Raw genomic sequence first — 13,083 nt, 5'->3', positions numbered from 1 at the left:
CCGGCGGCGGGTCAGCACTCGTTGTAGACGTACGTCCCCGAGCCGGGCGCGGTGACCAGCTGGTCGCGGCGGGCCACCGAGATCGTGCTCTTGACGCTGCGGCACGCCTTCGTGAACCCGGACGACGAATACTCGACGTCGACCCAGTTGCCGCCGTAGGCGCCGGCGTAGTCCGCGCACTCCCCGGTGCTCCCGCACTCCTCGACCACGGCGAAGTCGAAGCCGGCGGCCTTGCCGTCGCCCTCCAGCTCCGCGGTGTTCTTCTGCGCGATCGCGAGACCGGCCGCGTGGGCGCGATCGATGAGGAGCTTCGCGTACGCCAGCGCCTGCCCTGAGGTCATCAGCTTCGGTGCGTCCGTACCGTCGAAGTCGGGGTCGTTCTTGGCCTTCTTGCGGTCCTCGACGTTCGCGTACGCCCGGGTGAAGGTGTCCAGGTTGTCCACCTCGACGGCGTCGAAGCCCTTGCTGGCACAGGTCGTGACCTGCCGCCCGATGATCTGCGCGAGCGCGTCCCGGTTCGCCGGCGTCCGCACGTCGAACATGATCTCGTCCGGCCAGCCGGGGTCGACGTAGAAGTCCCGCGAGTACTTCCCGCCGTCGTCGGCGGTCGGCACGCTCGGCGTCGGGTTGGGCAGCAGCAGCTTGCGCCGCGCGGAGTCGGCGGCGAACCACTGGCTGGTGCCCTCGCTGCCCGCGCCGTCGTCGGGCTGCGTCTGGAAACCGTTGATGTAGCAGACGTTGTACAGCCCAGCGGCGGGCGTCGCGCCGACGTCACGGCTGACGACCTTCACCCCGGACGGCGGCGTGTACGCGGAGCCGATCTGGTAGTCGAACTTCGCGTTCGCCGGGAACGCCTTGACGCTCCTCGCCTGCTGGCTGCTCTGCTGCTGGCCGGCCTGCTGCCGGCTGCTCTTCTGCGGCGAGGTCTCGCCGGCCATGGCGTACGAGGCGCCGGCCGCCATGATCAGGGCGGCGCCTCCGACCACGGCGATGCGGATCGAACGGGAGGGGGTAGGCACGGATGTCTCCTGCACGGTCGAGGATCTGCCCCGCCTCGGGCTCACGGCCCTGGCGACCGGTTGGGCTCGATCCCTGCCGCCCCATCCTGGGCGACGCGCGCCACCCGGGGGAACGGCAGGCACCCGGCTCTGCCCTTTCCTACAGAAACGGTTCAGGATCGAACGTGTCGATCGGCAGGATCCGGACCCGCGGCAGCACGCTGGTGAAACATCCCGCGTCCAGCTCCAGGTCGAACCGCTCCAGCCCGTCACCGACCAGGTGGTCGAACCCGGCATTGAAGAACTCCGGGAAGCCGACGACCCCGACCCGCCGGTCGTCGTCGCGCAGCAGCCGCCCGATGTGCGGCAGGAAATCCCCGTCGTGGCTGGCCAGCAGCACGTCCCCGCGACGCTTGCCGATGGCGTCCAGGGTGCGCTGGATGCCGATGTCCACCACCTTCTGCCCCGGCCCGCCGGACAGCGGGATCGGCCGGTAGTCCATCGACTGCAGCGCCCGGATGAACGGGGTCGGCAACGCCCCGGACGACGCGTTCAGGAAGAACAGGGCCGTCACGGCCTGCCCCCAGGTCTCCTCGGCGAACTGCCGCAGCCGCTCCCACCGGGGCCGCTCGTCCGGGTTGGGACGATGATCGAGGATCTGCTGCCCGAGGGTCGAGTCGATGTTCTCCCCGTCGATCAGGAGGTAGGTGACGGCGGTGCCGGGGTTGCTCATCCTGGTACCTCACAGGTCCGCGGCGTCCGGCGCAAGCCAGGCACGCTGTCACTGGTACCCGACGTGGACGACGAGGCGGTCACCGCGCGGCTCGGACCCCACATAGACGTACCCGGGGTCGAACAGCTCCGGCCGCAGGCTGCGCTCCTCGGTCAGCCCCATCTGCCCGGCCAGCTCGGCCGGCGACTGCCCGGCGGCGGGCGCCAGGACGAGCTGCCACCAGCACCCGCCGGAGCCGCACTGCTCGCTCTCCTCGACGAGGCTCGCGCCGGCCGGCACGCCGGGGATCCGCGACTTCGGCGGCAGGGCGCCCTCGCTGCCGAAGGCCATGAGCGCGAAGAACCACAGCACCCACAGGCAGGCGAGCACGACGAGGCCGCCGACCACGATCTTCGCTGCCGCCGTACGGGTGATCATCGCGCCAGGGTAGCGGGCGGCGTCACCCGCGCCGGAGCCGTCGGACCTCCCGCAACCGGGCATCGACACACGGCCACAGCAGGCCACACACGCAGCGCCTGCGCCCCAGGAACCACCACCGTCGGCGCCCGCGCGCCGCATGCCATTCGTCCACCATTGCTGACCTCCCCGGATCACGACGGGATTCGGCGGCGGGAGGTTGGCCGGACGGGCGCGATCAGCGGACCGCCCCCGGAGAGAGAGGCGGCCCGCACGACGCGACCTGTCCTTGGCATGCGATCTGCCACCCGTTCCAGCCGGCCGTCTGGGTGACACTCTTGCGCACCCATCGACACCTTCGGAAGTCTCAGGACCGCCACAACCGCGTTGTAAGACTTCGCCGGGCCCCGAGTGCAGGAGCGTGCAGGTGACGCAACTCCAGGTCTTGGAACTGTTCGCAGGCGAACTGCGCCGCCTCCGCTGCGGGGCCGGCCTGTCGCAGGAGGCCCTCGCCGAGAAGATCAGCTATTCGGCGTCGCTGGTGGCGGCCGTCGAGCAGTGCCGCCGACCGCCACGGATGGACTTCGCCCAGAAGTGTGACGAGGCGCTGGGCGGTGGAGGGCTCCTCCTGCGTATTCGCGAGGCGACGGTCCGGGAATCCCTGCTTCCGTGGTTCCGGGAATGGGCGGCGATCGAACGCGACGCCCGGGCCTTGCGCTCATTCCAGCCCTTGGTCCTGCCCGGCCTGTTCCAGACCCCGGAATACGCGCACGCCCTCTGCGCCACCGGCAGTCCGCTCCAGGCCGACCAGGTCGAACAGATCGTCGCCAGCCGGATCGAACGACAACAGGTGTTGGACCGCACCCCGCCGCCGCTGATCGTCGCGGTCCTCGACCAGACGGTTCTCGAACGGCCGATCGGCGGCCCCTCCACGATGCGGGCCCAGCTGCTCCGCCTGATCGAGCTGGCCGGCCGACCCACCATCCACATCCACGTCGTGCCGAGAACCGTCGGCGGCTACACCGGGCTGAGCGGCCCGTTCGTCCTCGCTTCGCCGTTCGAGGGCAGGGACACCGCCTACCTCGACAACCAGATCAAAGGCACCGTCGTCGACGCCGCCGAGGAGGTAGCAGTCCTCCAGGAGGCATGGGAGGCTGTGCGTGCCGAGGCGCTGCCACGGCAACAGACACTCGCCTTGATCTCGGAGGTGGCGGACCGGTGGACCTGACCGAGGCCAGGTGGCGCAAAAGCTCGCGCAGCAGCGGCAACGGCGGTGACTGCGTCGAGGTCGCCGACAATCTGCCGGGCGTTGTTGCGGTGCGTGACTCGAAGGCTCCCGGAGGACCCACCCTGATCTTCGCGCCGGGACAGTGGGGGGCGTTCGTGGCCGGTGTGAAGGCCGGCGAGTTCGACATCTAGCCCGATCGGCTCACGGCTGCCGGCCCGCGACCTCGGCCTCGCTGCGCAGGATGCAGAACTCGTTGCCCTCCGGATCGGCAAGCACGACCCAGCCCGTACCGTCCGCGTTGCGGCGATCGGCCACGACGGCCGCGCCGTGCCCGACCAGCCGGGCCAGTTCCGCGTCGCGGGTGCCGTCGGCGGGCCGCAGGTCGAGGTGGATGCGGTTCTTGACCTGCTTCGGCTCCGGCACCTCGATGAAGAGCAGCCGGTGCCGCCCGTCGGCAGAGGAGATCATGCACTCCTCGTGGCCGGGCTCGTTCGGGTCGTCGGGGTCCTCGCGGTAGTCCAGGACGGCCTCCCACCACCGCGACAGGGCGTAGGCATCGGCGCAGTCCACGGTGGTGTGGGATACATACGAGCTCATCGCCTCATGATCCCAAACGCGGATGAGCCGCCGGAATCAGCTTTCCAGGTGCTGGAGCACCTCGGCGAGCACCCGCGCCGCGGTGGTGTCCAGTGCGGCCAGCCGGCGGCCGGACGGCTCACCGATGTAGGGCAGGATGGCGCCGACGCTCACCACGTGGTGGCCCACGACCACGATGACCGCGTGCACGGTGGTGACCGCGGACAGGTCAGCCGGTCCTTTGTCGGTACGGACGAGGCCGTAGCCGAACGAGGGATGTCCGATCGCACCCGGCTCCCGGACGGACAGCCGCATGTGACTGCGGCCGTCGGATGCCTCCGGGTTGGGCTCGCTGTACGAGCCGCACGCGTCGATCTCCTGTCGCAGCGGGGCGAACACGGCCTCCGGCCTGGGTGCCTGCTGGTACGACTCCACCGTCACGACGATGTGCGCGCCGCTCGGTGGCTGGCTCTCCGGCGTCGCGGAGAAGCCCTTGGCGGCTTCCACGTCCGGCTCAGCGATCGGTGGTGTGACCAGTGTGGCAGCGCACGCCGACTTGTCGTCTCCGCCGGCCAGGGCGGGATTCGTCGCCCAACCGGGCAGCACGGCATCGGCCGCGTCGACCGCGCGCCGGGCCTGCTCCGGCGTCAGCAAACCACTCGTCGCCGTCGATGTCGGCGTGACGGCGATCGATGTGGTGGACGGCGGTGAGGGCTGCGCCTTCGCCGCGAGGCTGCGCGCGTCCGCCGTGCCACCGGTGAGGATCTCCCCTGCGCCGAACATCACGGCGGCGCACACCAGGGCGGTGACGGCTGCGGCGAGGGGCGTGCCCAGCCGTCCCGGTGTACGCCGGACCGGCCGGGTCACCAGCAGCGCGACCGGCGCCACCACCGCACTGATCAACAGCAGCAGGCGCAACGGCACGGTCACGTACTGGCCGAGCAGCCACGGGTGATAGTCGTTGTCCCAGCCGGTGGCGACGGCACGGGCGGTGAACTGTGCGACCGCCGCGGCGAGGGTGACCACGGCGGCCGCGGTCATTGCCCCGGCCAGTCGCAGGGTGGTGGTGCGGCCGGCCGGCGAGCGGGTCAGCAACACGATCAGCGCGACGGCCCCCGCCAGCGCCGACACCCACCACCGGTGCCATAGCAACGGCAGATCCGCGACCCTGTCACCGTCCGGTGACTGGCGCACCAGGGTCATCACCACGCCGGCTGTGGCAGCGGCGACCGCCACGGCGACGAGCAGGCCCAGCACGGGCCGCGGCGCCGGCCGGGGGCGCGGCGCGGACCGGGCGGCGACCACCGCGAGGGCCGCGAGGGCCACGAACGCGACCGCCGGCTCCGCCCGCGACCATGCGGCGCCGTAGAACATCGCCAGCCGCATGAAAGTGGGGTGCAGCATGCCGCCGGACTCGATGACCGCCTGCACCGCCGCGGGCACCGTCACCGCGGTGACGCCCGCGCCGGCCACCGTCGCCGCGAGCAGCTGCCCGCGCCGGTCCGGGTCCACGCCGCGCGCCAGGGCGACGAGCAGGACGGCTGTCCCGCCGAAGGCCAGCACCAGAAGCGGTCCGGTGATCCAGTTGGCGCTCAGTGCCCGGCTGCCGGGGCTGACCGGCAGCCCCGGACCCGGCAGGAGGAATCCGGCCGCCCCACCCAGGGCGACGCCGAGCACCGGCGGCCACCACGGCGCCTTCGGGTCGGCGGCGTACCGGCGGGCCCAGACGGGGATCAGCAGCACGGCGACGAGCCCGCCCGCGACGGCGAACAGGGGTCGCGAGGACGGCCCGGCCCAGCCCACCCAGTGCAGGAAGACCTGGTAGACCGGCTGGACGGCGATGAGCGACACCAAAGCGGTGACCGCCGAAGGGAGGAAGCCGCCATCGGTACCGGCGGTCCCGGTGCTCAGCGCCCGGATCCTTGCCGGGGTGTCCGGGTGCACGGCGAGCAGCGAGCGCAGGCGGCCGGCGGGCCGGTCCGCGGTACGCAGCAGATGAGCGAACGCATCGGGTCGCGCCGGGTGCACGACAGCGGCCCGGTCCGCGACGAGTTCGCGCCGACGCAGCACGTGCGCCCGCAGCGCCAGCAACAGTCCGCCCAGAACTACGGCGACGAGGAGCCCGGCACCGTACCCGGGAGCGCCGGCCCGGCGTGGGTCGAGAAGGGGCGCCGCGCACACCGCGGGCAGCAGGACGCCGGTCCACCCGGACCACCACGCTCCGGCGGCGAGGAACACGTCCCGGGACCGGACGTGTGCCAGTTCGTGCCGGACCACCGCGTCCAGCACGTCCGGAGCCGCGCAGGCGACCGCCGCCGGTATCACCACCACCGGGCGGCCCATGCCTGCGGTGGTGAAAGGCTCGCTGAAGCGCGCACCGGGTCGCAGGACGTGCAGCCGCGGCCGGCGGGAGATGACGCCCTGTTCCCGGCACAACTCGGCGAACCGTGCGGTGGCCGTGTCCACCGCCGGTCCGCCCGCGCGGCCCTCAGCGCGAAGCCGGCGGCGTACCCCGACGGCGCCCGCCCCGGCCAGCAGGGCGGTGAGCACGAAGGCGGTGAGCGCACCGGCCAGCATGATCAGCGCCCAGGGTTGCGTGACCGGTCGCAGGCAGGCCCCGAGCTCCTGACGCGTCGCCTCGGCCTCGGCGAGGTCGGAAGCCGGCCACAGGGTCCCGGCATTGGCCATGCACGCGTCGAACCGGGTGTGCGCTCCGATGGCGTACGACATCGTGGCGATCCATCCGGCGTTCAGCCCGATCGCACCGAGGAGGAGGAACAGCAGGGCGTACATCCGGCCGAGGTCCCCCGTGGACCGCCTCACCGGTGTGCCGGGCCCTCGATGGCGCCGTGCACGGCATCGGCCAGCAGATCGGCCTGCTCGGCGGAGAGCCCCAGGGTCTGGCCGTGCCGGCGGCAGGCTTCGCGCAACCGGTCGGCCTGGCCGGCGGTCAGGGCAAGCCGCTGATGTGCCGCCGGGACCCCGCCTCCGCGGGTCCTCCGCCGCCAGCGGGGGCGCCGCTGCCAGGCGTCGGTGGCGACCGTGCCGAGCACCTCGGTGGCCGCGCCGGTGAGCACCGCGAGCACCGTCTCGGTGACGAGTGCGATATCGACTCCCAGGCCGACGGTACCGGCCGCCGCGCTACGGTCACGCCGGCGAGGCAGGTCCTGTCGCTCCCAGGCGGACAGCGCATCATCGAGGAACTCGAGCTCCTGCGGCGCCAGGCGTTCCACAGCGGATCGGGTGGCAACGGCAAGCGAGAACGTCGACAAGGGAGCCGACACACTCTCCGAGTTGTTCATACCGCAGAGTGTGACGGGTACGCGCTCGCCGTGCGGACCCGCGCGCCTCCGATCGAGGTCGTGCGAACGGTCAAAACCGCATGCGTCACGGGGTGACGCGACCCGCAGCCGCACCAGCGAATCGACATCGGCCGGAGCCGCCGGCCGCACCACGGGTCCGCTCACCCGGTCGGCGGGCCCTTTCACACTCCGCCCGCCCGCTCCGGCTCGTCTCCCACCCAGACCGGCTGTTGCTCCTGTTCCGAGATCTGGCGCATCGCCTCGGCGCGGTCGGTGTCGGTCAGGTCGTAGTCCTTCGCCGTCTGGACCAGCGCCTCCCCCGCGACGGTCGCCCGGTCGCACGTGTTGTGGAAGACGTCGACGAGCCGGTCCACGCCGCGGTCGAAGGCCGCGGCGGACTGGACCATGAACGTGACAACGCCCGACGGCGGCATGCAGCCGCCGATGATGCTTGCCGCGGCGGCGTACTGGTCGGCGATGATCGGGAGGTTGGTGCTTCCGGCGCGGTGCAGCCGGACGATCGAGGTGACCATCCGCTGGCTGCTCATGTCGAGCCGGCCCATACCGCCGGACGATTCCGCCGGTGGCAGCCGGATGCTCGGGTGCTCGAAGCCCTCGGCGCCGGTCAGGTCCTCCTGGAGCGCTTTGGCCAGGTCCCCGTCGAACTCCGCGAGCTGCCGATCCACTTCCTTGAGCACCTCGGTCGTGGACACCACCGCCTGCAGCGGCGTGTTTCCCTCGATGTAGAAGTCGAATTTCTTCTCGAACTGTTTGTTCAGGGCGTCCATGTACGTCCAGACGGCCGTGGAGAGCGAGACGACACCGGCCGGGAGGGCTACCGGCGGCACGAACGACAGACCGCCCGCGACCAGCGACGTGATCGACAGTACGTGCACAGCCACATTGCTGAGGCCGGACGGATGACCCATCCGATAGATGCAGGCGTCGGCTATCTCCCGGAGATTCTTCTCGGCCGCCTCGGTCGCTTTGTTCCATCCGTACGCGGTGAGGCCCAGCTCCCGGACGCACGCCTTCTGGATCTCGCTCATGCGGCTGAACGGTGTCAGGAAACCGCTCTGGAACGCGCCGGCGGCCGGACCGGACCAGTCATCGGAGTCGACGAGCTTCATCACCTCGAGGAGCCACGGATCGAATGCCAGCGACAGGCGGTCGTGCACCGACGAATTGGTGCCGTTGCCCACATCGGACACCGAGCCGCCGATCCGTTCCTGGAGCTCGTTCACCGAGTGCGGCTCCAGGGCGTAGTAACCGCGGAACTTGAGCAGCAGCTCCTGCAGTTGCTCGTTGAAGAGCCGGAAGTTCTCCTGCATCGGCCGGGTCTGCTCCTCCACGCTGAGAGGCTGGTTGACCCCCTGCGCCGGCGGTTGCGGCCGTTGCGGATCGAGCATCACCGAGCCGTGCCCGTCCCAGGTGAAACCGAACTGCCGCATCCATTGCTCGTACCATTCCAGCGCGAGCCGCTCGATCGTGCCGACCTTCACCTCGAGTTCGTCCGCGAACGCCATGCGAGCCAGGGTAGGCGCGTCGCGTCCGCCTCGTTGCCCCGTCTTTCCCACCGGACTGTCAGGTTGCGGCAGTCGCTAAGCGGGCCCTCCGCCGTACCCGATCTCGTTACCGTCCGGGTCGCGGAATGTCGCCTTGCGGACCCCGTTCTCATACGTCTCACTTTTCGCCGGCCTCAGCCCCCGCGCGGCGATCTCGCTGATCCGGCTGTCGAAATCGCTGACGAACAACGTGTGGATGGCGTGTCCCGCATTCTCCGGGCGTACCTCGATGAAGACGTACCGGTGCTCGGCGATCTCCCACACGGCTTCGGTGTCATTCGGCAGGAAGGACGGTCCGGCGCCGAGGAGCCGCTCATACCAGGCGACCGCCGTGGCGTAGTCGCGGACCGCAATTCCTGCGAACAGGTCCACACTCATCCCGGAAGACTACTGAGAATCCTTGCCTGCCCGCACGGCCGTATGCTGCCCTGATGGATCCATCTGTCGAGGTGGCGCTGGCCGGGATGCTGGCGGCCGCGGAGGACGCGACGCCTGTCAACGCGGTCGAGGCCGTCACCGGCGAACTCGGTGCCGCACTGCACGCCAGCAGCGTCTCCTTTCTCATCGCCGACCTCAGCGGCCGGGCACTGGTCCGGCTGGCGCATGTCCCGTTCGAACCGGCCGCGGAGGGCCGCCGCGACGGCGACGAGCTGGCGACGGTGCTGCCCTTCGACGGCGGTCCGCAGGAAGAGGCGTTGCGGACCCAGGTCGTGCAGGTGCTGAAGGACGACGCCGGGTGGACGATCCTGGCGCCGGTCACCGAGCGTGGCGAGGTGATCGGCCTGCTGGAGATCCTCCTGAGCGCCGAGCCGGCGCCGGCGGCACTCGGCGAGATCGCGCGTGCCGCGCATGCGCTGGCGTTCGTCGTGATCGCCAACCGGCGCCACACCGACCTGTTCGAGTGGGGACAGCGCACCACCGCGTTCAACCTGTCCGCCGAGATCCAACGCCGGCTCCTGCCCAGCGCTTTCACCTGCGAGGGCGGCTCGTTCACCCTGTCGGGCTGGCTCGAGCCGGCGGCGAGCATCGGCGGGGACACCTTCGACTACAGCGTCGCCCGTGACGCCCTGCACTTCAGTGTCACCGACGCCATGGGGCACGGCGTGACCAGCGCGCTGATCGCCACCCTCGGCGTGGCGAGCCTTCGCAACTCCCGCCGCGCGGGGCACAGCCTCACCGAACAGGCCGACCATGCCAGCGCCGCCGTGTCCGGGCACACCCCGGCCAAGGGCGCCTTCCTCACCGCCGTTCTCGGCCGCCTGGACCTGCAGACGGGCACCTGCGCGCTGGTCAACGCCGGCCACGTGCCGCCGATCCTGATCCGGGACGGGGAACCGGGCGAGCTCACCCTGCCGCGGAACTTCGCCCTCGGCATGTTCCCCGGCACGCGGACCCGGGCCGGCTCGGTGACGCTGCAGCCCGGCGACCGCCTGGTCATCGTCACCGACGGCATGCGGGAACGCGAAGCCGCGGCCCTCGACCTCACGGCCGAGCTGCGATCACTCACCGCCCTGCATCCCCGCGAGGCCGCTCGCAGCCTCGCCGACGGGGTCCTCGCCGTCGCCGGCCCCGCCCTCCAGGACGATGCCACCCTCTTGATCATCGACTGGCACGGACGCCACGACCTGTCCCGCCACGCCAGCGCGGGCGCCGACGTCTCCGCGGCCACCTCCGCCGACCGCCGCTGACCACCCCGCGGTGGTCAGCGCACCACCGGCGGCATGTCCGCTTCGGCCGCCTCGGCCGAGTCGTACACGTCCAGCACCTGGTCCACAGCTGTCACCCGCAGCACGTAGGCGACCGGCTCCTGCAGCCCGGCGACGCACAACCGGCCGCCCGCACCCTGCAACTCCTTGAACCAGACCAGCAACACCCCGATGCCGCTGGAGTCCAGGAAGGACACGCCGGCCAGGTCCAGCACCACGGGCCGGTCACGTCTGTCGGTGGTGACCTGCCCGAGGAAGTCGTTGAGCTCGGGCCCGGTGGCCATGTCGACCTGCCCACCGACCTCCACCACGGTGCAGGCTCTGCCGTCCCGCGCCGCCAACTGCAGACTCACGACCACCTCCGGAGAACCGACCCTGCCACCCTTGATAACCCGTGGGAGCGGCCGCGAATCATCATGCCTTCGACCACCTGTCACAGTCTGGCGTCCGCGCGATGTCCTCGCAGCCGGAACCGCCGCACAGAAGCCGGCACGGTGGGTCACCGGCGGGACACGGCGACGGAGATGAGCGGAGGCGGACGGGAATCGAACTCGCCTGGCCCGGATACCGGGCCACACCGGTTTTGAAGACCGGGAGGGGCACCAGCCACCTGAACGCCTCCGCCGATCACCCTAGCCGCCGCCCACCCCACCCGCCGAGCGCCCTCCCCCGCACCGTGCAACAGTTCGAGGGTGACGATGACGCAACCTCAACGCCTCACCCAGTACGCCCACGGCGGCGGATGCGCGTGCAAGATCCCGCCCGGCGAGCTCGAAGCCGTCGTGTCCGGCCTCATCGGCGAGGCCGCCCCGCGCGGGCCCGGCGAGCTGCTCGTCGGGCTGGACGACGGTGACGACGCCGCCGTGGTCAAGCTGGCCGCGGGCATGGCCGTCGTCGCCACCGCCGACTTCTTCACGCCCGTGGTGGACGACGCGTACGACTGGGGGCGGATCGCGGCGGCGAACGCGCTCTCCGACGTGTACGCGATGGGCGGCAGCCCGGTCGTCGCCGTCAACCTGCTCGCCTGGCCGCGTGACCTGCTGCCCATGGAACTGGCCGGCGAGGTCCTGCGCGGCGGCCTGGAGATCGCCCGGGAGGCCGGTTGTCACGTCGCCGGCGGGCACAGCGTCGACGACCCGGAGCCCAAGTACGGGATGGCCGTCACCGGCGTCGCCGACCCCGCCCACCTCATGCGCAACGACGCGGGCGTCGCCGGTACGCCGCTCACGCTCACCAAGCCGCTCGGCATCGGCGTGCTGAACAGCCGCCACAAGTCGACCGGCGAGGTGTTCGCGCAGGCCGTCGCCGCGATGACCCAGCTCAACCGCGCCGCGGCCGAGGCCGCCGTGGCGGCCGGGGCGGTCTGCGCCACCGACGTCACCGGCTTCGGGCTCCTCGGTCACCTGCACAAACTCGCCCGGGCGAGCGGGGTCACCGCGCGGATCGACGCGAGCGCGGTCCCCTACCTGGACGGCGCGCGCGAGGCGCTCCGGGACGGGTACATCAGCGGCGGCACCCGGCGCAACCTGGACTGGGTGATGCCGCACGCCGACACCGGCAGCGTCGACGCCGACGAGCTGCTGCTGCTCGCCGACGCGCAGACCTCCGGCGGGCTGCTGGTCGCCGGCGAGGTGCCCGGACACCCCGTGATCGGCGAGCTGCTTCCGGCACGCCCCGACGGCAAGACCCTCGAGCTCCGGTGACGGCGCTGCTGCTCGTACCGTCGGATCCGCTGCGGCCGCGACGCCCGGACGAGCATTTCGCCGCGGAGGCGGCTGCGGCCCGCGAGGCGGGCATCGCGGTCGCGCTGATCGACCACGACGCTGCCGCGCGTGACGGTGGTGCCGAGACGGCCGTTTCGAAGGTACGGGTCAGTGGCCCCGCCAGATATCGGGGCTGGATGCTGCACGCGGACCACTACGCCGCCCTGGAACGATCCTTGGCCGGCCGTGGTGTCGTCCTCAGGACCACCGCTGAGCAGTACCGGCAGGCGCACGAGCTGCCCGGCTGGTACGACTCCCTCGCCGCGGTCACGCCGGAGACGGTCTGGACCGTGGGCGACGACCGGGGCGGCTTCGACAAGGCGCGCGCCCAGCTGGGCGAGGGGCCGGCCGTCCTCCGCGACTACACGAAGTCGATGAAGCACTACTGGCACGAGGCCGCGTACCTCCCGGACGTCGCGGACGGTGACGCGGCGTGGCGGGTCGCGAGCCGCTTCCGGGAGCTGCGCGGCGACGACTTCACGGGCGGTTTCGTGCTCCGCCGCTTCGAGTCGTTCACCGGCGCCGAGGTGCGGACGTGGTGGGTCGACGGCACCTGCCGGTTGGTCACCGCGCACCCCGACTCCCCCGACGCCCTCCCGCCCGCCGAGGTGGACCTGTCCGGGATCGGCAGCCTGGGCCTGCCGTTCGTCACCGTCGACCTGGCGTTGCGCGACGACGGGCGGTGGCGGGTCATCGAGCTCGGCGACGGCCAGGTCAGCGACCGCCCCGCGAGCACCCCGCCCGAGGTCTTCCTCGCGGCACTGGTACCCGACGCCAGATAAGCACATATTGCTGTTCATCGATGAGTGAGCGATG

The 13,083-nt window shown here is 71.5% G+C and carries 14 protein-coding genes and 1 tRNA gene; 5 read left to right on the top strand and 10 right to left on the bottom strand.

Annotated elements, in window-relative coordinates; translation table 11 throughout:
- Positions 1-11: 11 nt before the first annotated feature.
- The 3 genes from IT780_RS00900 to IT780_RS00890 form a co-directional block, all read right to left on the bottom strand.
- A complete protein-coding gene (locus IT780_RS00900) occupies positions 12-1,019 on the bottom strand; it encodes an endo alpha-1,4 polygalactosaminidase (RefSeq protein WP_199509411.1) in 1,008 nt (335 codons plus the stop codon).
- A gap of 139 nt (positions 1,020-1,158) precedes the next feature.
- Positions 1,159-1,731 (bottom strand): NYN domain-containing protein, encoded by a 573-nt coding sequence (locus IT780_RS00895; protein ID WP_199509410.1) that lies wholly within the window; start codon positions 1,729-1,731, stop codon positions 1,159-1,161.
- A gap of 48 nt (positions 1,732-1,779) precedes the next feature.
- Positions 1,780-2,148 (bottom strand): hypothetical protein, encoded by a 369-nt coding sequence (locus tag IT780_RS00890; RefSeq protein ID WP_199509409.1) that lies wholly within the window; start codon positions 2,146-2,148, stop codon positions 1,780-1,782.
- A gap of 406 nt (positions 2,149-2,554) precedes the next feature.
- On the opposite strand from IT780_RS00890, the gene IT780_RS00885 reads away from it, so the two are divergent.
- Positions 2,555-3,355 carry a helix-turn-helix domain-containing protein gene (locus IT780_RS00885; RefSeq protein ID WP_199509408.1) on the top strand — a complete coding sequence of 267 codons (801 nt, stop codon included), beginning with the start codon at positions 2,555-2,557 and terminating at the stop codon, positions 3,353-3,355.
- The gene (locus IT780_RS00880; RefSeq protein ID WP_199509407.1) at positions 3,346-3,546 is read left to right on the top strand and encodes a DUF397 domain-containing protein; all 201 of its coding nucleotides are present in this window, start codon (positions 3,346-3,348) and stop codon (positions 3,544-3,546) included. Before IT780_RS00885 ends, IT780_RS00880 begins: the two co-directional genes overlap by 10 nt.
- Positions 3,547-3,556: 10 nt before the next feature.
- On the opposite strand, the gene IT780_RS00875 is transcribed toward IT780_RS00880, so the two are convergent.
- The 5 genes from IT780_RS00875 to IT780_RS00855 form a co-directional block, all read right to left on the bottom strand.
- Complete coding sequence (locus tag IT780_RS00875; protein WP_199509406.1) at positions 3,557-3,952, bottom strand: VOC family protein; 396 nt, start codon at positions 3,950-3,952, stop codon at positions 3,557-3,559.
- A 36-nt stretch (positions 3,953-3,988) separates the two neighbouring features.
- Complete coding sequence (locus IT780_RS00870; protein ID WP_199509405.1) at positions 3,989-6,754, bottom strand: M48 family metalloprotease; 2,766 nt, start codon at positions 6,752-6,754, stop codon at positions 3,989-3,991.
- Complete coding sequence (locus tag IT780_RS00865) at positions 6,751-7,398, bottom strand: hypothetical protein (protein ID WP_199509404.1); 648 nt, start codon at positions 7,396-7,398, stop codon at positions 6,751-6,753. Before IT780_RS00865 ends, IT780_RS00870 begins: the two co-directional genes overlap by 4 nt.
- Before the next feature lie 17 nt (positions 7,399-7,415).
- Positions 7,416-8,759, bottom strand: a complete 1,344-nt coding sequence (locus tag IT780_RS00860) for a hypothetical protein (protein ID WP_199509403.1) — start codon at positions 8,757-8,759, stop codon at positions 7,416-7,418.
- A gap of 75 nt (positions 8,760-8,834) precedes the next feature.
- Entirely contained in the window at positions 8,835-9,176 is a 342-nt protein-coding gene (locus IT780_RS00855) for a VOC family protein (protein ID WP_199509402.1), read from the bottom strand.
- A 53-nt stretch (positions 9,177-9,229) separates the two neighbouring features.
- On the opposite strand from IT780_RS00855, the gene IT780_RS00850 reads away from it, so the two are divergent.
- Positions 9,230-10,486, top strand: a complete 1,257-nt coding sequence (locus tag IT780_RS00850) for a PP2C family protein-serine/threonine phosphatase (RefSeq protein WP_199509401.1) — start codon at positions 9,230-9,232, stop codon at positions 10,484-10,486.
- A 14-nt stretch (positions 10,487-10,500) separates the two neighbouring features.
- On the opposite strand, the gene IT780_RS00845 is transcribed toward IT780_RS00850, so the two are convergent.
- The gene (locus IT780_RS00845) at positions 10,501-10,857 is read right to left on the bottom strand and encodes an STAS domain-containing protein (RefSeq protein ID WP_199509400.1); all 357 of its coding nucleotides are present in this window, start codon (positions 10,855-10,857) and stop codon (positions 10,501-10,503) included.
- A 175-nt stretch (positions 10,858-11,032) separates the two neighbouring features.
- Positions 11,033-11,126: transfer RNA gene (locus IT780_RS00840), tRNA-Sec, on the bottom strand.
- A gap of 76 nt (positions 11,127-11,202) precedes the next feature.
- Here IT780_RS00840 and selD point away from each other — a divergent pair.
- The gene (gene selD, locus IT780_RS00835; protein WP_199510022.1) at positions 11,203-12,207 is read left to right on the top strand and encodes a selenide, water dikinase SelD; all 1,005 of its coding nucleotides are present in this window, start codon (positions 11,203-11,205) and stop codon (positions 12,205-12,207) included.
- Complete coding sequence (locus IT780_RS00830; RefSeq protein ID WP_307830983.1) at positions 12,204-13,049, top strand: ATP-grasp domain-containing protein; 846 nt, start codon at positions 12,204-12,206, stop codon at positions 13,047-13,049. The genes selD and IT780_RS00830 overlap by 4 nt, the downstream gene beginning before the upstream one ends.
- Positions 13,050-13,083 lie beyond the last annotated feature (34 nt).

Source organism: Nucisporomicrobium flavum (assembly GCF_016464385.1).
In the GTDB taxonomy this organism is placed as follows: Bacteria; Actinomycetota; Actinomycetes; order Mycobacteriales; family Micromonosporaceae; genus Actinoplanes; species Actinoplanes flavus_A.
This window is presented reverse-complemented; position numbering and strand designations above follow the sequence as displayed.

What these genes read in the sequence shown, in the direction of transcription:
- IT780_RS00890 (WP_199509409.1), bottom strand. Translation starts at nt 2,148, where the DNA reads ATGATCACCCGTACGGCGGCAGCGAAGATCGTGGTCGGCGGCCTCGTC.
- IT780_RS00855 (WP_199509402.1), bottom strand. Translation starts at nt 9,176, where the DNA reads ATGAGTGTGGACCTGTTCGCAGGAATTGCGGTCCGCGACTACGCCACG.
- IT780_RS00875 (WP_199509406.1), bottom strand. Translation starts at nt 3,952, where the DNA reads ATGAGCTCGTATGTATCCCACACCACCGTGGACTGCGCCGATGCCTAC.
- IT780_RS00895 (WP_199509410.1), bottom strand. Translation starts at nt 1,731, where the DNA reads ATGAGCAACCCCGGCACCGCCGTCACCTACCTCCTGATCGACGGGGAG.
- IT780_RS00850 (WP_199509401.1), top strand. Translation starts at nt 9,230, where the DNA reads ATGGATCCATCTGTCGAGGTGGCGCTGGCCGGGATGCTGGCGGCCGCG.
- selD (WP_199510022.1), top strand. Translation starts at nt 11,203, where the DNA reads ATGACGCAACCTCAACGCCTCACCCAGTACGCCCACGGCGGCGGATGC.
- IT780_RS00860 (WP_199509403.1), bottom strand. Translation starts at nt 8,759, where the DNA reads ATGGCGTTCGCGGACGAACTCGAGGTGAAGGTCGGCACGATCGAGCGG.